General features: G+C 53.2%; 16 protein-coding genes and 1 pseudogene. 6 read left to right on the plus strand and 11 right to left on the minus strand.

All coding sequences use genetic code 11. The features are described from left to right. The first annotated feature begins 71 nt into the window (after positions 1-71). On the plus strand, positions 72-1,052 hold the full coding sequence (locus tag FDK21_RS11655) for an IS5 family transposase (protein ID WP_138148651.1): 981 nt from the start codon (positions 72-74) through the stop codon (positions 1,050-1,052). A gap of 81 nt (positions 1,053-1,133) precedes the next feature. Here the strand turns inward: FDK21_RS11655 and FDK21_RS11660 are convergent, their stop codons facing one another. The 6 genes from FDK21_RS11660 to FDK21_RS11685 form a co-directional block, all read right to left on the minus strand. Beyond that, positions 1,134-1,787, minus strand: a complete 654-nt coding sequence (locus FDK21_RS11660; RefSeq protein WP_024706459.1) for a thioredoxin domain-containing protein — start codon at positions 1,785-1,787, stop codon at positions 1,134-1,136. After that, on the minus strand, positions 1,784-2,221 hold the full coding sequence (locus tag FDK21_RS11665) for a disulfide bond formation protein B (protein WP_244435495.1): 438 nt from the start codon (positions 2,219-2,221) through the stop codon (positions 1,784-1,786). Before FDK21_RS11665 ends, FDK21_RS11660 begins: the two co-directional genes overlap by 4 nt. Then, a complete protein-coding gene (gene lspA / locus FDK21_RS11670; protein WP_138148652.1) occupies positions 2,208-2,693 on the minus strand; it encodes a signal peptidase II in 486 nt (161 codons plus the stop codon). Before lspA ends, FDK21_RS11665 begins: the two co-directional genes overlap by 14 nt. Continuing rightward, the gene (locus FDK21_RS11675; RefSeq protein WP_171022048.1) at positions 2,690-3,313 is read right to left on the minus strand and encodes a methyltransferase; all 624 of its coding nucleotides are present in this window, start codon (positions 3,311-3,313) and stop codon (positions 2,690-2,692) included. Before FDK21_RS11675 ends, lspA begins: the two co-directional genes overlap by 4 nt. A 1-nt stretch (position 3,314) precedes the next feature. Then, on the minus strand, positions 3,315-3,791 hold the full coding sequence (locus FDK21_RS11680; protein ID WP_171022049.1) for a methyltransferase: 477 nt from the start codon (positions 3,789-3,791) through the stop codon (positions 3,315-3,317). A 132-nt stretch (positions 3,792-3,923) separates the two neighbouring features. Next, positions 3,924-6,218, minus strand: coding sequence for a heavy metal translocating P-type ATPase (locus FDK21_RS11685; protein WP_348639246.1), 2,295 nt, complete (start codon positions 6,216-6,218; stop codon positions 3,924-3,926). A 43-nt stretch (positions 6,219-6,261) separates the two neighbouring features. Here FDK21_RS11685 and FDK21_RS11690 point away from each other — a divergent pair, with 43 nt between their 5' ends. From FDK21_RS11690 to FDK21_RS11700, 3 genes are all read left to right on the plus strand, one after another. Continuing rightward, complete coding sequence (locus FDK21_RS11690; protein WP_138148655.1) at positions 6,262-6,702, plus strand: helix-turn-helix domain-containing protein; 441 nt, start codon at positions 6,262-6,264, stop codon at positions 6,700-6,702. A gap of 255 nt (positions 6,703-6,957) precedes the next feature. Continuing rightward, complete coding sequence (locus FDK21_RS11695) at positions 6,958-7,242, plus strand: heparan-alpha-glucosaminide N-acetyltransferase domain-containing protein (protein WP_246657559.1); 285 nt, start codon at positions 6,958-6,960, stop codon at positions 7,240-7,242. Between the two features lie 36 nt (positions 7,243-7,278). Then, the gene (locus FDK21_RS11700; RefSeq protein WP_138148651.1) at positions 7,279-8,259 is read left to right on the plus strand and encodes an IS5 family transposase; all 981 of its coding nucleotides are present in this window, start codon (positions 7,279-7,281) and stop codon (positions 8,257-8,259) included. A gap of 415 nt (positions 8,260-8,674) precedes the next feature. Here the strand turns inward: FDK21_RS11700 and FDK21_RS11705 are convergent, their stop codons facing one another. Continuing rightward, positions 8,675-9,085, minus strand: coding sequence for a helix-turn-helix domain-containing protein (locus FDK21_RS11705; RefSeq protein ID WP_138148656.1), 411 nt, complete (start codon positions 9,083-9,085; stop codon positions 8,675-8,677). 265 nt (positions 9,086-9,350) lie between these two features. On the opposite strand from FDK21_RS11705, the pseudogene FDK21_RS11710 reads away from it, so the two are divergent. Continuing rightward, positions 9,351-9,847 (plus strand): annotated as a pseudogene (locus FDK21_RS11710) (transposase); the annotation flags it as partial. Positions 9,848-10,350: 503 nt separating this feature from the next. Here FDK21_RS11710 and FDK21_RS11715 read toward each other — a convergent pair. The 3 genes from FDK21_RS11715 to FDK21_RS11725 form a co-directional block, all read right to left on the minus strand. Continuing rightward, on the minus strand, positions 10,351-16,272 hold the full coding sequence (locus FDK21_RS11715) for a DEAD/DEAH box helicase (protein ID WP_171022050.1): 5,922 nt from the start codon (positions 16,270-16,272) through the stop codon (positions 10,351-10,353). Then, on the minus strand, positions 16,269-19,538 hold the full coding sequence (locus FDK21_RS11720) for a hypothetical protein (RefSeq protein WP_138148658.1): 3,270 nt from the start codon (positions 19,536-19,538) through the stop codon (positions 16,269-16,271). The genes FDK21_RS11715 and FDK21_RS11720 overlap by 4 nt, the downstream gene beginning before the upstream one ends. A gap of 339 nt (positions 19,539-19,877) precedes the next feature. Next, positions 19,878-20,810, minus strand: coding sequence for a hypothetical protein (locus FDK21_RS11725; protein WP_138148659.1), 933 nt, complete (start codon positions 20,808-20,810; stop codon positions 19,878-19,880). A gap of 276 nt (positions 20,811-21,086) precedes the next feature. Between FDK21_RS11725 and FDK21_RS20630 the strand changes: the two genes are divergently transcribed. Next, positions 21,087-21,422 (plus strand): hypothetical protein, encoded by a 336-nt coding sequence (locus tag FDK21_RS20630; protein ID WP_171022047.1) that lies wholly within the window; start codon positions 21,087-21,089, stop codon positions 21,420-21,422. Here the strand turns inward: FDK21_RS20630 and FDK21_RS11730 are convergent. Further along, positions 21,391-22,764: a DUF3987 domain-containing protein gene (locus FDK21_RS11730; protein ID WP_171022051.1), complete on the minus strand. Its 1,374-nt coding sequence runs from the start codon at positions 22,762-22,764 to the stop codon at positions 21,391-21,393. The two genes, FDK21_RS20630 and FDK21_RS11730, sit on opposite strands and share 32 nt — an antisense overlap. Positions 22,765-22,874: the final 110 nt, after the last annotated feature.

A 22,874-nucleotide genomic window follows, 5' to 3' on the forward strand; every position in this document is an offset into this window, starting at 1 on the left:
GAGTTACCTTGTTGCAAGGACCCACGCGTTTTTGATATCAAACGCCCGTTTCAGCTTCCAGGATGCGTTTGATGCCGTACAAATACAATGATGCCAACCGCAGCAAGTTTTCCAAAGCCAAATATCGGGTCACGAATTGGGCTGCTTATAATGAAAGCCTACGCCGACGTGGTGATTTAACTGTCTGGATAAGTCCGGACGCGCTTGCTCAGTGGTCCGCGCCACGTCGCAAATCGCCGGGCGGTCAGCCGAAATATTCTGACCTCGCGATTACGCTGTGCCTGAGCCTGCGGACCGTCTATGGTCAAGCGTTGCGTCAAACCCAAGGTCTGATGGGCAGCATTGCGAAACTGATGAGCGTTGAAATTGCCATTCCGGATTTCACCACATTGTCACGGCGGGGCAAAGGGCTGACTTTGCCAACCGTGCAGCGGCGCGTGACAAACCGGGATCCGATTCATCTTGTGATCGACAGCACCGGGCTGAAAATCTTCGGTGAGGGTGAATGGCTTGAAAACAAACATAAAATCAAAATGAAACGCAAGAGATGGCGCAAGCTTCACCTTGGTCTTGATCTTGCCAGCGGCGAGATTGTGTCTGGCGATCTGACCACAGATGATATTGGTGATCCGACAGCTTTGCCTGATCTTCTGGATCAAATTGATAGCCCAATTGCCAGGTTTATTGCCGACGGAGCCTATGATGGCGCACCAACCCGGGAGCTTCTCAAAACGCGTCTTGGCGAGATCGCCGAGGTCGTTATCCCGCCTCCCAAGAATGCAGTTCAAAGCCAGCAATCGGCACAGGGTCTAACGGTTCGTGATCGTCATATCGCAGAGATTGAAGCCAAGGGCCGCTTTGCCTGGCAGAAATCCACTGGCTACAATCAGCGCAGTCGTGTTGAAAGCCAAATGAACCGATGGAAGGTGGTCATCGGGCCGAAACTCAAGGCCAGACGCTTCGCAAATCAGCAAACCGAAGCAAAGATCGGCGTTCGTGTTCTCAACAAAATGACCGACCTTGGCCGCCCGAAATTCGAGCGCACCGCCTGAAATCCGTCTGGGGTAAGGGGAGCCTCAAACAAAATTTGGTCTCTGCAACAAGGTCCTATGCCAATCGGCCCTAGCGGAACCTCACGTACTCTCGACCGCGCTGCGGACTTCAGCGATGAGGCCGTCCAAACTGGGTTCCGACAGTTCGCGCCCGTTTAGAAAAAAGGTGGGAGTCTGACGGATACCCACCGCTTCGACATCTGCCTTATCCTGGTTCAGAATTGCTGTAATTCCGGGAAACAACCTGTCGCTCTTGGCCCGTTCCAGATCAAGACCGGCAGCCGCCGCGATCTGCCAGGCCAAGTCCATACGCGGTGCACCGTGCACAGCCCATGCTGGTTGCTGCTTCAGGATGGCATTGAGCACAGGTTCAAACTTGTCCTGCATTCGTGCGGTCTCCAGGATACGCACCGCCTCGTCCGATCCTTCATGAAACACAGTGTAGCGCATGACGACGCGCACCTGCTCCGGGAACTCTTCGCGTATTGCCTGAACTGCCGGATGAAAGGCCCTGCAGGCCTCGCAGGAGGGATCAAAAAATTCAACAAGGGTGACCGGAGCCTCATCGGGGCCGAAGCTTGGCGAATAATCTCGAATCAACTGCGCCTCATCAACTGCCGGGGTTACTGCCTCGGCCTCGGTCAATTGTTGGCGCCGGGTCAGGAAGAAGGCGCCGCTACCGAAAGCGGCTAGCCCGAGAGCCGAAGCTCCGATCAAGAGAGTGCGTCTGTTCATGCGCGTCTTCCTTTCGATAGAACAAGGCAACTGAGGATCGCTCCAAAGGCGATCAGGGATAGATAGGGAATGGGCAGGCCAAGGATGGTCTGTGCCTGATCGGTGCAGGACGGCCCGGTTTTTGCACAAGGCGTGACAGCCTCTTGGATCCAGCCGGAGTAAAGGCCGGAATGCCAACCCGCCAACATCAGGCCGGCCGCTGCCAACGGCAGGCCGTAGGGTCGGGCCATGCCGTCGGCGCGCCAGATCGAAAGGCCGACGATGGGCACCAGGGGAAACATGGCAATGCGTTGGTACCAGCAAAGAGTACAGGGCATCTGTCCGAGCACTTCCCCAATGAAGAGAGCGCCAAGTGTTGCGGCCAGAGCGATAACGAACGCCGCCAGCAAGGGCATATCCTCGCCGGACAATGATTGAGGGTCAGGATTGGTCAACGACGGTGTCCTTAGATCGGTGTGAAGCGAATGTGGCGAACACGATAAACAGAGCGCCAAACGTAATCGCAATATCGGCTGTGTTAAAAGTTGGCCAGCGCCAGCCCTGAAAAGAGAGATCTATGAAATCAGTGACTGCGCCTTGTCGCAACCGATCAACCACATTGCCAAGCGCGCCACCCACGATCAGAGAAAATCCGATCTGTTCGACCGGGTGACGCGCCCGAAATGCCATGATGGCGAGGATCCCGGTCAAGGTGCCGGTCAGCGCGGCCATGACCAGCGGTTTACCAGCCATGAGGTCAGAGAACAGACCAAAGCTCACCCCTTCATTAAAGCTGAGCGTCAGATCCAATCCGGGAAAAACTGCCACTGAATTAACCTGCGAGAGCAGCGACAAGGCCGCCGCCTTGGTCAGTTGATCAGCGGTTGTTGTGGCTCCGATCAATGCCCACACCCACCGGGCGTTCATGGCCTTATACCGCGACGCATGCTAACCCAACGCGGCACAGTTGCGACATACTGCTCATAATCCCGCCCCAACGCTTGGCTAAGTATAGCCTCCTCGGAACGAACCTGTATCGAGGCTGACCAGAAAAAGATCAGCGGGGCAAGAATCGTCGGGATTGCTGGAACCGCTAGACTGATACCGGCCAAGAGCATGAATTGACCGACAAAGGTGGGATTGCGGCTGAACCGATAGAGTCCGTCCGAGACGAGGTTGCCGGTCGCTCCCTCGGTTACGCCAACGCGCCACGAACTCCCCATCGACATTTGCGCCGCGAAGGCAAGCATCGCGCCAAGCCCCGCCACAAACACCCCGATCAGGCCGAGAAGGACAGCTTGCCCTTCGGTCCAAAGCGGATCGACCATTTGCAATTCCGGCACGGCGCGCCAAAGGAGCGGCCCGGCCAACGCCAGCGCAAATGCCAGACGGAAACCCATGGCGGCCAGCCTGTCGCGCCCTTTGGAGCGGGATAGCAGCCAGACGCTGTGACCTGCGGCTTGCGCTGCCAGCGAGCTGCCCCAGAAGAACAGCACCAGATACCCGGCCAAAAGGACCAACGCGGCCCACCCAAATGACGCGATCATGTCATTGCTCCTGCTTGAAGGTTTTTGAGATTGGGCCGGAAGGTTTTGGCCACCCCAGTATGCGATGTGTCGAACGACGGTATTGCTCGAACGTGTCCCCGTGTGTCGCCGCCAGCGCGCGTTCCTCAAGCGGAATCGCCAGTACATAGAGGATTGCCCAGGTCCCAAGTGCCGCCAGCACAGGTGGTTCCGGGATCAGTGCCGCCCAACCGGCAAGGCCAAGCCAGGTCGCCAGATAAATTGGATTCCTGCTGAACCTGAACACGCCATCGACCTTCAGTCCTTTGTCTTCTCCGAACGCTGTAGCCCAACCCAGGCTGTAGGTCGCCCCGAAAGCAACGCCAAAGCCCACAACGGCCAATACGCCGCCGATCAGTTCGCGCGGGCCGACGGAAAGGGGCAACCGCCCGGCCAGCGAGACTGCCGTCAGGACAACCAGCCCCCAGACAAGGCCTCGGAACAAGACAATGAATGACATGTATTCAGCACTGTCGCGCCCTTTGGGGGGCCAGATCCGTTCATCCGCGCGCCAAAGGGCAAGTGCTGATCTGGCAAGCAACGCACAGCCACATGCAAACGGTATCCATGCAAATCCAGCCGTCCACATATCCTATCCCTCCGGTTCCGGGTTGAACCGCAACAGGCGCAGCGCGTTCAGCGTTACCAGAACGGTCGCGCCTGTATCGGCCAGAATCGCGATCCAGAGACCGGTCAGCCCCAAAACGGATGTCACGAGGAAGACCGCTTTCAGACCGAGCGCAATGGTAACGTTCTGGCGAATGTTGGCCATTGCCGCACGGGTAAGCCGGATGGTCGCCGGAATGTCGGTCACCCGGTCACGCAGGATGGCCGCATCGGCCGTTTCGAGCGCGACATCGGTCCCCGATCCCACGGCTACGCCAACGCTTGCCTGCTTGAGGGCTGGGGCGTCATTGATGCCGTCTCCGATCATCATCACGCCGCCATGTTCGCTCATGTCGCGAATGGCTTTAAGCTTGTCTTCGGGCATCATGTCGGCCTGATATTCCATGCCCAGGTTTTGCGCTATTGCCGCTGCCGTACGCGGATTGTCTCCGGTCAGGATGATGGGTGTAATACCGATGGCTTTCAGCTGGCGAACCGCTTCGGGCGCATCGGAGCGCGGTTCGTCACGCACAGCGATAATGCCGAGCGGGGTCTTCTCGCGGAAGACCACCACAGCGGTCTTGCCCTCTTCCTCAAACGTTGTGGTCTGGGCGAGGTCAGACTCGTCAATGCCGGCGTTCTCCCTGGCATATCCGGGCGAAGCCACCCAAGCGGAAGCGCCGCCCACCGTGGCGGTCACACCCTTGCCCATCAGCGCCTTTGCATCGCGTGCCGGTGGGATCGCTATGTCTTCTTCCTCGGCCTTACGCAAAATTGCGACAGCCAAGGGATGGCTGGAGCCGCCTTCAACGCCCGCCGCGACAGAGAGAAGTTCGGCCTCGGTTGTTTTTCCCAAAGTCACGACATCTGTCACCACCGGTCGCCCATGGGTCAACGTCCCGGTCTTGTCGAAGGCCACGCGGCTCACCTTGGCAGTCGCTTCAATCACGGCGCCGCCTTTCAAGAGAAGGCCCCGCCGCGCACCGGTGGAAAGTGCCGAAGCGATGGAGGCGGGCACCGAGATCACGAGGGCACAGGGGCAACCTATCAACAAGAGCGCCAGCCCGCGGTAAACCCAGGTATCCCAAGGCTGGCCAAAAGCCAGTGGCGGCACGAGCACGACCAGCGCCGCGACAGTGACGATCGCAGGCATGTACCAGCGGCTGAAGCGGTCGATAAACCGCTCGGTCGGCGCGCGAGCCTCCTCCGCCTCTTCCACGAGGCGAATGATGCGTGAGATGGTGTTGTCTTCGGCGGCTTTGGTTACGGTAATCCGCAGGGCGGCTTCGGTATTGATCGATCCTGCAAATACAGGATCGCCCGGACCTTTGTTCACCGGCACACTTTCGCCAGTTACCGGACTGTCGTCCACCCCGGAGGTGCCTTCTTTGATCTCGCCGTCTGCCGGAATACGATCGCCGGGACGGACGAGCACGATCTGTCCTATAGCAAGACTTGCTGCCGGCACTTCGCGCGTGACGCCGTCCATTTCCAGAAGCGCCGTTTTCGGGACGAGATTGGCAAGCGCCCGTATCCCGTCGCGCGCCTTGCCTGCCGCTACGCCTTCCAGGACTTCGCCCACTGCAAAGAGGAACACAACCAGCGCCGCCTCTTCCGCCGCATTGATGAACAGTGCGCCGATAGCTGCAACCGTCATGAGGCTTTCGATGGTGAAGGGCTGCCCCATGCGCAACGCGGCAAACGCACGGCGGGCAATGGGGGTAACTCCGATCAGACACGCGGCGACAAAGGCCCAGTTTCCCACCTCTGGCACAATCAGTTCCACTCCCCAGGCTATCATGAGAAGCAAGGCGGTAAAGATCACCAGTCTGCCCTTGGCCGTCTGGTACCACCGCTTGCCTTGATCTGCGGGATCGTCATGTACGTGTCCGGGACTGCCATGACCGGAATGATCTTTTGCCTTGCCGCCGGCCTGGGAGTGGCCGGTACAGCTTGCACTCTGATCGACAGCTTCGTCCTGCACCGCCGTCGCGACGCGCGGTTCGATACCGTAACCGAGCGCACGAACAGTTCTTTCAACCTTGTCGCGGCCGGTTTCACCTTCGTCCAGCGTCAGGCGCAGGCGTTCGGACATAATGCCGACCTCGACGCCGGTGACTCCTGGCAGCCTTGCCACGGCGTCCTTGACCTTCGTCGCACAAGACCCGCAGTCCATGCCAGATACAGTCCAGTCGCAACTGATTCCCTTTTTTGCTTCCGTTTCCGACACATTTTTTCCTTCACTCAACAGGGGTTTCTCGGGCTTGATATCGTCAGTCACCCATTTTAATGTCTCTAGCTACTGTAGCTTCAAGAGAAAAGTTATGCTGACCATTGGAAAACTTGGGCAGGCGGCGGGGGTCAAGGTGCCGACCATCCGCTATTATGAGCAAATCGGCTTGTTGCCGGAGGCTGAGCGTAGCGCCGGAAACCAGAGACTCTACAGCCGTAAGGCGCTTGACCGTCTAATCTTCGTCCGACATGCGCGTGAACTTGGTTTTACGCTTGACGCAATCCGCGATCTGCTCAGCCTCTCTGACCATCCTGATCAGCCGTGCGCAGCAGCCGATGCGATAGCCAAAGCTCAATTGGCGGAAATAGAGAAACGCCTCGCACGTCTCGCCTCGCTGAAAGTTGAACTCAATCGCATGGTCGTGCAGTGCGCAGGTGGCAAGATCGCAGATTGCCGAGTTATTGAGGTGTTGAGCGATCATTCGCTTTGTGCGACCGATCACCGTCACTTGCAGGACGAAAAGGATCATTAATCCGTTTGGACTGTTTATCATCCATGCGGCGGCACCGCTGGTTGAAATGGGTGGCTTATTGCCTGCTGGGCTTCGATGGCGCTGGGGGGAGAGGGTCCTGTGGCCGCTGGCAGCGGCAGGACAACGGCTGGACACTCCGTTCTGAAAGGCGCTGAAAACAATGTTCTTGGGGCTGGCATGTATGCACCGCGGAAGCGAGAGAGTTCAGAAATATCCGTCGCTTAACGGTCGGCGAACAAGGTGAGGTTGAACAGCATGAGAAAAAACAGATTGTTAGCCGTTGACGCAGCACGAGGGACGGCAATTGCCGGCGTGGTTCTTTTCCATTTCGTCTGGGATCTGGAATTCACGGGATTTGTATCGGGCGTGGCTTTCCATCCGCTGTGGCTCGCATTCGGGCGTTTGCTGGCCGGTAGCTTCATGTTCCTTGCAGGAGTGAGTCTGGTTCTGGCGCATGGCACAGAGTTGAGAGCTCGGACGTTTTTCCGCCGGTTGGCCATCATTGTTGTTACCTTGTTGCAAGGACCCACGCGTTTTTGATATCAAACGCCCGTTTCAGCTTCCAGGATGCGTTTGATGCCGTACAAATACAATGATGCCAACCGCAGCAAGTTTTCCAAAGCCAAATATCGGGTCACGAATTGGGCTGCTTATAATGAAAGCCTACGCCGACGTGGTGATTTAACTGTCTGGATAAGTCCGGACGCGCTTGCTCAGTGGTCCGCGCCACGTCGCAAATCGCCGGGCGGTCAGCCGAAATATTCTGACCTCGCGATTACGCTGTGCCTGAGCCTGCGGACCGTCTATGGTCAAGCGTTGCGTCAAACCCAAGGTCTGATGGGCAGCATTGCGAAACTGATGAGCGTTGAAATTGCCATTCCGGATTTCACCACATTGTCACGGCGGGGCAAAGGGCTGACTTTGCCAACCGTGCAGCGGCGCGTGACAAACCGGGATCCGATTCATCTTGTGATCGACAGCACCGGGCTGAAAATCTTCGGTGAGGGTGAATGGCTTGAAAACAAACATAAAATCAAAATGAAACGCAAGAGATGGCGCAAGCTTCACCTTGGTCTTGATCTTGCCAGCGGCGAGATTGTGTCTGGCGATCTGACCACAGATGATATTGGTGATCCGACAGCTTTGCCTGATCTTCTGGATCAAATTGATAGCCCAATTGCCAGGTTTATTGCCGACGGAGCCTATGATGGCGCACCAACCCGGGAGCTTCTCAAAACGCGTCTTGGCGAGATCGCCGAGGTCGTTATCCCGCCTCCCAAGAATGCAGTTCAAAGCCAGCAATCGGCACAGGGTCTAACGGTTCGTGATCGTCATATCGCAGAGATTGAAGCCAAGGGCCGCTTTGCCTGGCAGAAATCCACTGGCTACAATCAGCGCAGTCGTGTTGAAAGCCAAATGAACCGATGGAAGGTGGTCATCGGGCCGAAACTCAAGGCCAGACGCTTCGCAAATCAGCAAACCGAAGCAAAGATCGGCGTTCGTGTTCTCAACAAAATGACCGACCTTGGCCGCCCGAAATTCGAGCGCACCGCCTGAAATCCGTCTGGGGTAAGGGGAGCCTCAAACAAAATTTGGTCTCTGCAACAAGGTCATAGAAATGTGTTCTCAATTTTGGACTTGATTGAGTCTGCGGCGCATCGATGTTACTTTCGAATGAAATCTTGTAAAATTTGGTTCTAACGAACTTGGCTTGATCGACGTTTTCACACAGCCTCGACCCTGAGCTGACTTTCGTGCCGGGCCAGAAAATTTCAGCTCCGAGCCCGTTTAGGTCCTTGAAATCGGCAGTTTTTTACTCACCCAAAATTGGCTCTTGGTATTCGCAGCCCGCAGCGGGCGTTGGGCAGAGAATATCGACCGCAAGCAGAATCCGTATTCCCGTCATTCGAGCGAAGTGCAAATTTTCAGCAGCAAGATGACGGTTGAGGTAAAAACGACAAAACAAGAATCGTCAGTGCTCAGTCTCACACTGTTGGTGATCTGCAAGTGTTTCAATAACGGCGCAGTTTGAAACGCTATCCGCATCACATTTTGATATGCGCATTAGTTCACGTTCCAAACGGCGAAGTTTGGAAATTCTATCCTGGACGTTTTTGAGATGCTGAACAGCGATATCGTGCGCATTTTGGCATGGCTTATCTGGTTGCAGGCTTAAGCTCAACAGCTCTTTGATATCTTCAATCGAGAAGCCAAGATCACGTGAGTGGCGGATGAACGAGAGCCGAGCTAGACCGTCTGCCGAATAGCGCCGTTGATTGCCTTCAGAGCGTTCGGGCGCATCAATCAACCCCATTTGCTCATAATAACGAATGGTCGGAATCTTCACACCCGTGCGCTTGGAAAGCTGGCCTATCGAAAACATAAAAATTCCTCTTGAACCTATAGCTACTAGAGAGACTATACTATGGAAAGTGGAAATTGAAAGTATAGAAAAATGAGTGTTCCTCCTGTTGCCTTACTAGCCATATGCACGGCAATAACTGTCGCTTTTGCCAGATATATTCCTATCATGAGTTTCAATGCGCCGATCTTGTTGGTGCTTGTTTGACGTCAGCGCGTATGGGTCCAAATAGGTTGATTTGCTAAGAGAGAGATTTTGTCTCATCGTAACCCCCGTAGGAGTGGGTATGAGACAGACATCAGGCAATGGGCGCAGCTCGTCCGAGAAGATCGTCAAAGACATTAAGCGCGCAACGCGCAAGCAGTACTCTGCTGAAGAGAAGATCAGGATCGTTCTTGATGGTCTGCGTGGCGAAGACAGCATCGCTGAGCTTTGTCGCAAGGAAGGTATATCCCAAGGCATTTATTACAAATGGTCGAAGGACTTCATGGAAGCAGGCAAGAAGCGTCTTGCAGGCGATATAGCCCGTGCCGCGACTACAGATGAAGTCAAGGATCTGCGCCGTGAATCTCGCGAGTTGAAGGAAGTTGTCGCCGAGCAAACCCTGGAACTCCGCCTGCTCAAAAAAAGCGTGATGGGAACTGGGGAAGACCAAGAATGAGATATTCCCAATCTGAGAAGCTCGAGATCATCAATTTGGTCGAAGGCTCGCATCTTTCTGCCCGCCAAACATTGGACAGACTGGGTATTCCGCGCACGACTTTCTATCGTTGGTATGATCGCCGTCGACTGATGGAGCTCATCGGAAATATTCCTCCGGCAGAAGCTGAGGAACAATATTATGCCATGCTGGACGAACCAGCCGTGGCAGCATAACTTAAACCAAACAGCCTCCGGCAAACTCGGCGCGGTTCAGGGCGCTATAGAATGAATAATCGCTCGGGCGAACCAAAAGGCATGCACAAATTCTTGACAAAAGACATCAGAGCGGCGTTCAGACCCCACTCTCAGCCCTCTTCTCCCTCTTGGCATCAAGGCGCGCCAACTCAGCTACGTAAACCTCATGGTGCCGCACAAAATACAGAGCCGCCTTCCCGTCAGCCAGCCGGAAACAGGTTCTTGAACCTCTCCTTGATCGGGGGCATTTCCCGGTTCTTAAAATGTGCTCTGGCGCATTCCGTCAAGTAGCTTTTCAGATACTCGTCTGGAGAAATCCTTTTCTTCTTCCGGCTTATGTTGTGTTCATTTTTCAAATGACAAGAATATTTTCGACCCTTGCCAGCCAATCACCTGTCAATGGTAACAAACACTATGCATTCCTTCTGCCGGACCATCATATTGTCGATCCCTGAGCTGATGTCATAACGCACCTTGCAATCGTCCTTTTCATCCACCGTGGCAGTCTCAATAAACCGGTCATGGAAATGTCGCCTGTGCTCGGCAGGTTCCAGGATCAGTTCCTTACACAACTCATGCTCTTTCACATGCCGCTCAATCTCGCGCCCCTGCCCATTGGCATTGAGATCTAACCGCTTTTCAGGTGCCCAGACCACCGTCAACCTGTCGACGACTACATCCAAAGATTTCAACTTCATCAGAAAACTCGCAAGGCGCTCGATATTCTGTGGTCTTGCCGCACACCACGGATCCTCAACATGCAAATCGACTTCCCTATTCGAGATATCCTTGAACACCATGGAGAAGTCACGAAGCATTCCCGGACGGAAATCAAACCTTTGGATCTTCGCGTTAAATGCATCGAAAATATTCACCCGTTTAGGAAGAGAGCCGAGATTGGTATGAAGCCAACTCTCGCCAGCCGAACGCTTGAACAAATGCGTCACTCCCGACAGAGGCCCGGATAAGATAGGCGTTTCAAATGCCTCCCCAAAATACTCCTCGACATCCCCGCCCTTGAGCACTGTCAACCGTGGCGCATCCTTCAGAAGGTTGGACGGGCCGACATGCATCATTATTTGCCCATTCCGTTCGTATTCCACAAGCCCATCGACTATGCGCCGATCCAGACCCGTAGCAGACGACCCAACATGATCACCCTCGGCAGAAAATATGAAGGTCAGCCTACGGTTCCTGTCATCATCAAGCCACCGCCTTACCCCCCTCAAACTGCTAAACGCTGCACGGGGATCATCTGCGCCCCAAAGCGCATCTGCTGTAATAACAACCAGATTCGCGTTCTCCAACCGGATCGGCAACGTCTCGGCCGAGACATTATCAATCGGCACAGCCCCAGACGGCGCATGATCGGGAACCGGTCTTGTCTTATCCAAGAGCCGGCGCAACCACCCTCTCACCGGATGACGGTCTAACTTGTCCCAATAAAGCTGGTTCGAGAAATCGTTCAGGCAGTGAGAACAACTCGTCTCACAACGGTCTCCACGCACGCAATTCAAGATTTCTAGCGCCTTACCTATCAATGACCTCGCAGAAAATCTCGGCTCGTCCTCACTCAATAGCCTGCGACAATAGCCTGCACCACCAGGAACTGCGTCCGATAAGACAATTACGGGCTTTCCATCCGGCATCTCCCCAGTTGCCCTAATGTCCCTTGGGTCAGTCTCCAAAAGATCTGCCGCCGCAAGTTTCATTGTCTCGGCAAGTGTCCGCATGAAACTCTCTCGGGCATCATGCTTTGCCTTAGCCTTTTCCGGCTGGGGAAGCGGAAAATCAAACCGTATCGCCCTAAGATCCGTCTCAAAAGCATGGGACAAATCCGTAGGATACTTCAGCTCCTCTACCGGACATTGATCCCCGTTCCGGGGATTCTTGTGCGGGGCTTTCTCCACCTGGTTCCCTATGAAACCACGAGGTGCAGGCATGGCGAATTCGCATTTCGGACAACAAAGATAACCCGTTCCATTGGGACCCCGATTGACGATGAACATCTGCCCGACTTTTTCTCCCGAGCGAGGCACCGCAGGAGCAAAGAAACTCTTCACCCCCATCAAATCAGAATCCTGGAAATCGCTTTCGCTTGCTTTCGTGAGCAAACGGGCCTCATCGACCGGACGCCCCCTCAACCGGGATGAACCAGGATCTCTCCCCTGCCTGTTCTGATAAGAAGTAAGAAACCCAATCGGCTCAATGAATTTTCGCTTCATCCCTCCCGGGACACCACCACATTGAGGGCAAAAATCATCAAAATCCTCCCATTCCTTCTCGATTTCGACATGCCCGCAACTACTGCATATCCGATAGAACCCCTTTTCCGTCCATGCCTCGTCGCCACCTATGTTCGACCGCCTCGATATGCCGGCACTTGTCCATATGCGCCCGCCAGCGACAACCTCCGCGCCGGGCGCATATTCCGCAATGGCCATGCTCGCGTCCCTATCCAACTGAAGCGCCCTGTCGTCTACCCCATGCGGGTCGCGCTCGGAAATTATGTCGAGATGAATGGAGTGAACCGGGAAACTATAAGTCGGAATGACCGCCCCCCTAGAAAGGGTCTCCACCACGAGCCTATCCAAATATTGCTTCATTTCGCGCCGACTTCCCATAGCCCGACCAAGCGCCCTTGTCCTCTCATTCTCGGTATCGGCACTCTCCTCCAATGCCCTTGCCGTCTCATATTGTTCATTCATCATGCGCCAGCGCGAAGCAATGTTGGCTATCCATCCTTCTACCTTGCGCAGGAAATGATCGGAGAGCTCCTCTCCCCGCAATGCAACCGTGGAAAGATTTGGATCGAGCGTTCCAGCCAGCGCATTCCCATTCGCCTTCGCATCAGCCCCCTCATCAGAGGCAAGCCAGTTCCTGAGATCAGTCAGAATCTCCTTCTCATCGGCACCCGTGAGCCGCTCACCCAGAATGTCTTTCAAACGGGGAGCGCCCGTCTTGTCCGATGATGCAAGACGATGATCTAGCCACCCCGCCAACAAAACGGAAACCTGATGACGCCTAAAGAAATCAGGATTGTCCAATGTCAGATAAGGCGGAGACGGCAATGCCTCCAGATATGCCTGAATATTCCTAAAGCTGGATTGGTCATACCGGCTAGATCTGGCCATCATCAGAGCAATGGGGGCAACCTGCGCTCTACGTCCAGCCCGGCCTGCGCGCTGCTGATAGTTCGCAATACCGGGTGGCACATTTCGGCAGAAAACGGCCTCCAGATCTCCCAGATCTACCCCCATCTCCATGGTGGTGGTGCAGCTGAGGAGGTTGACTTCCCCTCTTCGGAAATTTTCCTCTATCTCTGTCCTTTCAGTGACCCCGATCGCTGCCGTGTGCTCACGCGCAATGGCACTCGACGGCTTCGACCTGTAGCGTTCCACATAATGATTGGACCTCTCCATCTCATCGACGAACTCCTTCGGGATCGGTTCCGTCTCACCGGTGCACTTCCAAGCTGAGCATTTGCCATCAAAGTCATATCCCGACACAGCTCCGCAACTCTTGCAGCGATAACGGGGGCCGGTCACTGACGAAGACATCTTCAATTGCGCCAGATTTAAAACATGTCCAAATGCCTGAGAACGAAGCAGCTTGTATTTTGGCCTTGTCGCCGCCTTCCAGAAGGCGCTCAGGACCTCCTCCGCTTCCTGGCTCGAAAAATCAAGTCTATCCTCGAGCAACCACGAAATCCTGTTATTGGAACCCGGTGCAGGCCTCAACGTATTAAGCCATGAAGAGGAATTGGTTCGCGTCTCCGACCAGGAAATCTGCTTGTTATCCTTCCCAGGCCCCCAAATAGAAGAATCCGTCAGATCTATGATATCAAGATCGTTGATCGCCCGCGAAAAACGCATCCGGTCCAACAAGAACCGAACAATGGCACCCGCCAAGTGGATTTTATCATGGGGTAGAGCCTTTTCCAGATCCCGAACAATCCGCTCCTCGCCTTCATAACGGACGTCCATCAACCCGAGCGCCTCGAGAGACAGCCTCATATTGCCAGAACAGATTTCGGCGGCAATCAAAGCGAAAAGCCGATCCTTGACCTCATCATTGCCGAAGGGCTCCGGATTCCTTCGATCATATAGCCTAAACCCCTCTTTTCGCAGTTCACGCCAAACGCCGTCCTTAAGCCCCTGAAGGCTAAGGGCCTCTTCTCCGGCCCGATCCAAAGACCTCACCATCGCGGCACGCAGAGCCTGATCCCTGGAGGTCCTTTCAAAAAACGGCGCAAAAAACGCGGCATCCTGGCGGTTATCGGCGAACACAAGCAAGTTCCGTCCCTTCATGGGAGCATCTTCTTCCGCTCTCTGAGGTTCCGGCAATGCTTCCATCAAGGACTGTGCGATCACGGACCCCATGGCATCATCTCCAGGATTCACCATCGTAATCGGTTCAGCGAATCTTCCACCCCCCTGGCCGCAGGAGACGCATTTCTTGACATATTTGCGCTGTTCCTCCTGATCCTCCTTCATCTTGACCTCTTCGAGGCCAATAAATCCTTCATCTGGCCCGTCAGCGATCTCTCCCGTCTTTGGATCAAACCACAAGATCTCGCCAGATGGCTCCGTGTCATCATCCTCTTCTATATCGTCCTCGAACGCACTCTGGCCCGCAGCCACCAACCGCAGCACAATGCGTGACGCCTTCACCCCCGCGTCTGCTCTGGGATGCAACGTCCTTCCGTCATCCCATGCCTCTATATAAGGCTCGCCACAATTTCGGCAGACGAACAAAGGATAGGCAGGCACCCCACTATCATGTGTCCCAATTCGACTCACGATAAGATTCCCTGACCAATGTTCTGACGTATCTGGAGACAACTTCAGTGCAATACCCTCAAGGCCTGAAGCCGCTAAATGATACCTCGCCGGCAATAATGGAAATGCACCCGGCGTCTCCGGCTTGGCCAGAACACCCAAAGAGATGAGTGCGGTCAATGCCTGCCTAGAAAGATCCGGAGACACATCCCCGAAAACCTGTTTTGCCAACGCATCAAAAGGCAATGCTCTTCCCATCAGTGCACTCGAAACCCGTCTCACTTCAGGGAACTTCGCCATTTTGCCGATCAACCCCTCGCCAAAACGCAACCCCTCAAGCATGAGACCCGGAATTCCGGCCTCTTCAACCGCTTCGTTCCAGTCTTCCACCAAATAGGGCACATTCTCTTGTGAGAATGCTTCATCATTCCTCAGCCTGACAACGATCTCGCCCAGCTTGATCCAATCCTCCAGAGACAATCCATCAATCCCATCACCTGAAACAAGCAATGGATGCTGTTTTCTCTCTGAGGTTATGACCGCACCTTCCCCGCTTGGAAACGGTTCTCCAAAGAGTTTCTCTGCAAACCTAGCTAATTCCTCCCGCCTTGCCGGATCCAAGCTCGCAGACGTTCCCACACAACGAAGATGTCCGGGTTCGACCCCCAATCGGGTCTTCAGTTTGCGTAACAGGAAAGCAACCTCGATAGCCTGCGCGCCGGTATATGTATGGATTTCATCAAGAACAATCCATTTAAGCTTGGCATTCTCAAGAAGCCTGCGGTTCCGTGGAAGGAGCATGATATGCTCGAGCATGGCATAGTTGGTGATCAGGATATGGGGTGGAGCATCGAGCATCTCCTCACGTGACAACATCCAGTTCTTCGGTGCCTTAGTGATATCCGGAAAATCTGACTGAAATGTCGGCGTGTCCACCAACGCCCGTTCGATATCGATCCTTTTGGCACCTGACCCCACCTGACCCGTATACCGACCCATCGTAATTCTCGGATCCCCGAGATCATTGAACAAAAGCCTGGCCAATCTGTGCATTTGATCATTCACCAGGGCATTCAACGGGTAAATCAAAATTGCCCTTACCCCTGGCTCGGAAAGGTCCGGATCCCTCAAAAGACTGTCAACTAAAGGAAACAGGAAAGATTCCGTCTTGCCGGAACCCGTGCCAGTCGCAACAAGATAATTCTCGTCAAGCCCGATAGTCGCCGACTGATGAAGGTGCAGGGCACGATCATAAAGGCTTTTGCCAGCTTCTTTATCTTCAAGTCCTCCCCATGCAGGATGAAGCAGGCCTTCCTCAACCAATCCCCTCAACGACGGCCCTTTTTCAAAATCGGGAAGACTCTCAACAAATGGCCCCTTCACAAGATCAACATCGTTTACCATCCTCCGGATCGTTCTCGCCAATTCCGGGGCACGTGCAGAGGAAACAGCAGCAGCAGTTGTCGTATAACGTCCAAGAGTTTCCTCAAGACTGTTCTTGAATGTGAGAGGATCAAGTTCAAAAGTCATGGACGCACCTTTGCCAATTGCCATACAAGCAGATAATAGAAAAACAGTTCCGGAGCCAAACGAAGCAGAAAACCCATATTCTTCCGGACGTCGGAATTGCGCCAATCCAATGCTTGGGCAATACCGTAAACGAACGAATTCATTGTTCCGGCCCGACTAGCTCTTGCGAATTCCGACAATGTGGTCGCCACCCATCTATCCAATTCCGACGACCTATCATCATTCTCATTCCTTTTCGGGATTTCCGGTCTGCGCTCTGCTTTGCATTTAGAGTAGACATGGCTGATTAGAACTCGCAGATTCTCACGTCGGAGACTGTTGTTTCCAGTTTCCGGCTCATCTGAGACGAACATCCGTGCGATCTCGATACGATCCAAATACTGCTGGAATACATTGCGCAGATGGGCAGGGCCAAGCAATGGCCTACCTGTCCAGAACCATCCGCATGATGGATCAGTATCGAAAAATTTCTGCCATTCGAAGAATTTTACAGGACTAAAATGCTCCAACCTCTGGTCTTCCTTCATCGTCGGCCCAAAATTACCAAATGCCGCCAAGGCTTGTTCATGCAACAAGCCGTCCCGAAGCCTAACCCTTTCCAAAGACAGTAATTCAGCACCAACACTCAATCCTTTTTCCGCCAGGTTCGCCAAATGGAAATATGCCTCCGGTAAATGACCGAACAAATCATGATCTATTTCCAAAGGATGGTTAATTGGAACCCAAGTCGGAGAGGCTTCATCAGGAAAATCATCCAATGTCGCCTCGATAACAGCACCGGCGCCCATCGGATCCTCACAAATCCTACGCCCCAGATCCTTCCATCGATCCACCATTCCCCTTTCAAGAATTATCCAGCATTCAGGGGCATAACAATCAGAAATCCAACGGTTGACGGTCCGAAAACGCTCCACTTGGTTCACGGTTGAAGCCTCGGCAAGACAATCGTAGGCCATGCGCGGCACCGCATAGGTATCGCCCCGAGAATTGCGCAAAGGACACCATCTTTGGTTCGAATTAGCTGTTTCGGGGCGAATGTAAATCCTGCCGATCAGCATGCCTACACTGGATCTTTCCTCATCGATTTCCAGATTGATCCGGTCCGCAGAACCAGAGGAATAAGAAGCCTTCAGCCAGGCAGGCGGCGGATCATCAGTCGGCCTCCGGTTCAACGCGATCTCATAAAAATCGCGCTTGCCAAATTCATCCTCAACCTCCACCCCTATGGCACTGATGGGAATCCCCATATTGATGTCTGCCCTAATCCCACGTCCGCTTTTCATAATCGTGAAACTGACAGGTTCCAGCGCATCCACCAGTTCGAAAAGAACCACCTCAGACCCATTTCCCCTTCGAAGGATGACCATATTGTCATCCTTGTTTCCCAACAGATCAGAAACCGCCAAGTTCCTGGTCATCCCCATACCGAACGGCCTCTCCTCGATCCTCCCACAAGTCAAAAGGGAAGCCTCACGATCTGGACATCGGATGGAAATACTATCGAACCTATCCTCCTGACCCACACTTACCTTGGATCCGGTCCTTAACAATGATCGGGTTCCATCCAGCCGGCAGCGCGTCAACATCACATCAGGCCATGGCAAGCGAAAACTGACGATTTCATCTTCATGCTCAAATGCCATCGTCGCAAAATCATATCCCCCGGAACCGTCAAGAATGAGCCCCTTATCCCAGCCCGACACATTCGAGGATCGATCAGGCAAGAAATTCCTCGGCTCTTGGCTTGCAAGGATGCTGGTATCCTCTGTGCCCTCATATCCAGGCCAGATCCATAGATTGAAAGAAACACCTGATGGTATCGGCATCTCGCCACTAATGGATGGCCCCATCAGATCAATGCGCAGCGGTCGGGGGTCGGGTTCCGGCCTCTCAACAAAACAATCCTCTATGACAACCCGACCAGAACCGTTCTCGATCATGACATCCATGTCCCAGCACATCGAACCGGTCGTAAACCTCAATATCCTTGTTTCATCAACATCAAGACCGGTCTCGACATGAATGGAAGCACCAAGCCCAAATAATCTATATTTCGACCCTCTCGCAATCTCACCATCCTTGACTATCAATCTCCTGCGAGGCTTGGATCCCAAATCGAAGCATCGCCCATCCATCAACAACGCCTTACCCTTCGCGGACAAGCTCGCATCCATTGCGAATGCGCCCTCACCAATAGGCATCGCCTTTCGGCCATCAAATTCAAATGGCCTTCGAGCCAGAACAACCACATCAATGCAATCAACCGTCACAGTCCTGTCCGAGTTCATCAGAATCTGTCTGTCCATATGCCCGTCGACCGCATCAAAAACCGCGAAAGAACAACCCTTCCCGAGAAAATCTTCTGGAGGATGCCGATGGCCACTTACCTCGGCATCAATGCTAACCGGCCATGGCTGATCTAACACCCAATCTGTCCCTCCCTTCAGGCGCAATGGGCGAGCATCATCATCAATCCGAACCAAGATGCGCCCCTCAGCAGTTGGAAGCCTTAAAACGAGACCTTCTTGGCTCCAGCAAATCTTAGGTCGGGGAGGTAAGCGCACATGATCGGAGGGAGCCACTCCCCCTTTGCTTACATTCATGAAACAAGCATGGAATTCCTTTTCAAACTCGCTTCCAGGTTCAAACCTGTCAGGATCGGAAGCAATCCGGGCATATAAGGCGGCATGCCACGCAGTCTCGTCCCAAAGCACAGCACGTCCCAACGTGATGATGCCTGGCGGAAGAAATTCAAGAGCGGCATCCTCCCACCTGTTCAATGCAAAGGTAGTCTCAATCGGAGGTGGCCCATAAATCGCTTCCTGACGGGAAAAAGCGGAAACCAAGTGAGACAATTGGGCTTTGGAAACCCCAGCATGCAACAGGTACAGATCAACCCGGCGATCCATTCCTCTGCTGGGTAGGCCCAATTTATCGCAGACATCCCTAAACCCATCATAAAGATCATGACGATCAGCATTCTCGAACCGAACCCCCAGCTTCTCTTCCAGCACAGGCCAAACAGCATGCCCTTCCTTGCCGTATTGCTCCGTCAGTGAATGTGAGATCAACCATGCCGAAAAATATGGGTAGTTGCGAAACAATGCAGAAATCCGCCCCCCATCACCATTGAGGAATTTTCGGGCATCCTTTAGCGCTTCTTCCGCTATTTTGTCCGATAGTTTCAAGTGGCTTATGAATGGTGAACGGTTCGGCTCCTTCAAACCTCGAGCCAACATGAAATCAGCACCTCTACAATCCATCACTCACAAACCTCCAACCAAACAAATCAACAAACAGTGTATCCGGCCTGAAGATGCAATCATTCGAAATCATTACACTTTCTGATATTATTCACTAAAAAATTCCCGCAGAGAATGCAGCAACAAACTCTTGATTAGAAATTAGGGGGCAAAAACGCATCGGTTCCACCCCAATTTAAAAAATCCAATCAGTGTTCACCAAAACAACGCAAGTTCGGTGGGATCTATCGACCAAAGCTCCAACTAGCAAAATGGGATTGAGGTAATTTCCCGCAGATGCGAGAACTCCAGTGCCGGAGGCTAAAGAGGACATTCGGAGGAAAACAAATAGAACTGTCACCATCAGAACAGCTCGGCACTACCGTCATCGTGGATGCGCACAGCCGATCCAACACGGTTGTAAACTGTTGAGTTTGAAGAAAACCGGCTCCGAAATTGCTGCGCATGGGTATTATCCAAAAGTGTAAATGTAGCAGTCTCGCCAGCCCCCACGGCGGCTAGACCCGCTCCGACCATCAGACCGCCGACATCAGTTAGGAAGAAGCGATCGTGAAGGTCCTCTCCTCCTAGCACCTCTGTCCACTCATAGAGTTCCAGAGAATATCCTTGCGGCAAAATCCCATTGGTAAGAGCAGGAGCATTTTGCGCGAGAATATTCGGCGGAGGACGAGAGTCGTGTGACCGGAAGTTTACCTTAATCACCTTCGGTGTCGGCGTCGCAGCAGCTAGCTTGCCAAGCAATGATGTCAATGGACCGGTATAGTTACCTCTCGCTGGACGCAGATCAAAATAGGGGTCGACGATGTCAATTTCGTCAGCCACCAGCGCGATCAGCAATAGGGCCTCGGCGATATCATCCGAGGTTCTCGCTACGTCACGGCTGATCGGCGCGTTGAAGAACGCGTTCTCGTCAAAACAATCATCAGGCGCGAGTGCTTCTACGCAGGTCACGGCTCCCTCGCCGCAGACGATTGCGCGAAATGGTCTATGTCCGTGCTCGCGGATGGCGTTATCAACCCAACTCGTCTCGTGATTATAGGTTCGGTTGAAGCCCGCCACTTTGTGCCTGCCACTATGCAAACGCTCGACAACGCTAGCCAATTTCACTCCTGAGAGACCAGCGTCCTTCGCCGCTTGAATGACTTTCCTTTCCCATTTGTTGGGAAACCGGGATATCAGCCTGCCTTTGTCGGCTCCGAATTTCTCGATCAGATATCGAAATGTGTTCCAATCTGCGCCGATCGCTGCAGGCTCTACCGCGTACTCCGATAGCATCAGAACAGTTCCTCGGCCCGTTCCGCGTAGAAGCCATTTGGCCATCGGTCTGCGAAATCACCGTCGGGACTCACCCGGAGTGGACGGAAGCGGACCCCCTCAGCCGAGTTCTCTACATACACAACGGACATATCGTCGGCAGTGATACCGAGAACGCCTGGCGGCACCTCATCATCCGTCTGTTCTCTCACGCGACGCAGCAAACGCAACATGATGTGCTCGCTGTGCGTCTCGATCAAAAAGGCTGCGCTCGGGACCAACTGCCGGCTGTGGGCCTTGCGTCGCTTCGATGAAGAGATCGCCAAGTCCGACCTGGATGGCCGGGTGAATATGAAGCTCGGGCTGCTCAATCGCGATCAGGCCGTCAGGGTCCATCAGGCACGCGATAACGACTGGCACCATCTGAGAAATGCCCACACCTTAAGGCGCTGCCCAATGGCACACGCCAACGACATCAACGCTCGGTTCAAAGCGATGGCCAGCCAATATGTTTTGAACCCGAATTTTGCAATCCTGCGGCAGGTTGGGAAAAGGGTCACCCGCGATACGCACCCCTCCATCCATTCTCGCCTGATAAAAATCAATGAAGGACATTTTCGATTTTCGGATTAATGCGATAGACCTTACTTTTCCTGCGCCCGTTTCCCGTTTCTTCAAGCTTGATCCAATGATGCTCATCCATCCATGACAATAATTCATCGCGTTTTTTTGTATTACCCCGAATGCCTTGGGGACCACTTTGGGCAATCTCGTTTACGCTCCATGAACCGTGGGGGCCGTGCTTTTCAACCATCCAGTTTCCAAGCGCATTCAATTCGCTGCTTTTAAGAAAAGCATAACGATAGTTCACAATTGTCAAGTACTCACCCAAATAATAATCAGCAAATCTACACCCAGATTTCGCTGACTCGACTGAAATCGATGACATTTTTCCATGATCACAATTAAACAACTCAATAACAGCAGAAATACGAATAGCATGTTCCAAAGAACGGTCAGCAAAACTGGAAATTTGTTCGTATATCCCACCTCTCGCTAATTCTTCTTCAATTTTATTATAAAAATTTGCGAAAACACTTTTGGCTTCGAGAGAAATTTTTAGAACATTCTCTTCTTTACCCATATAAAGACTTAAATTTCTCCATAGATTTTTTGTAATTTTATCTTTAAAATCTTTAATATGACTATTTTCATCAAGAGTCTCATCTTCTTTAATAACTCGCATAGATATTGCTGTCCGTGGAAAACAGGGCAAAAAGCGATCTATTAATTCCAAAGGCAAAAACTCTGAATCTGAATACACATCATACAACAGATCTGGCTCGAGGCGCAGTGAAGCTGTTAAGGGCACGCCAGAAACTCGTAGACACTTATCGGAACTCACCAGACTGACTGCTTTGCCTCTATGCAACCTTATAAGGGCAGCAACAATAGCCTGCTGCTCTTCGTTCGATTGTATATATCTACCAAAGCAATCAATTGCATTGTCATTGGTCCAGAGTGTGGACCCTGGTCCTTGCGCCATCGTGGCAAGCAGGCTTTCAAAATCCGTTCGCTTGGCAACAATGGCCGAGCTTCGCCCACTTAATGGAGTTCCCTTACCTACCTTTTGCTGTTCCATAAGAGCAACAGTTCGTTCCTCCTGAAAATCCTCAACCCCGTCCAGCGTAAACTCCTCCAACCTGGACTTTCTTTCACCCTTGAACGCAATCGATAGGAGATACAAAGATATGGGGTATGTCTCACCACCCATAATCGACTGAACGCGACCAAAGGAACTCACCGATGTAGACATCGCGGCAAGAACGGCCTGCCCACAAAGAGCCAAGGGTGCTTGCACTTGTTGATGTAGCGCCTTTGCCGTCTCAGCACCAATACGCCCAAGTACATCTACCGGGTATTCAACGCTACTCGCCCGAAGACCCGCCAATGGAAACGGAACTGGATCCTTCATAGCCTCTTCAACCTCTGCACTTCCCTTCCCCTCTGTGGCCGACCTTGTAGCATCTACCATCACAGCACCCATTCTCACATTAGCTATATTCTCGATTAGATCATCATGCC

Source organism: Cohaesibacter sp. CAU 1516 (assembly GCF_005771485.1).
GTDB lineage: Bacteria > Pseudomonadota > Alphaproteobacteria > Rhizobiales > Cohaesibacteraceae > Cohaesibacter > Cohaesibacter intestini.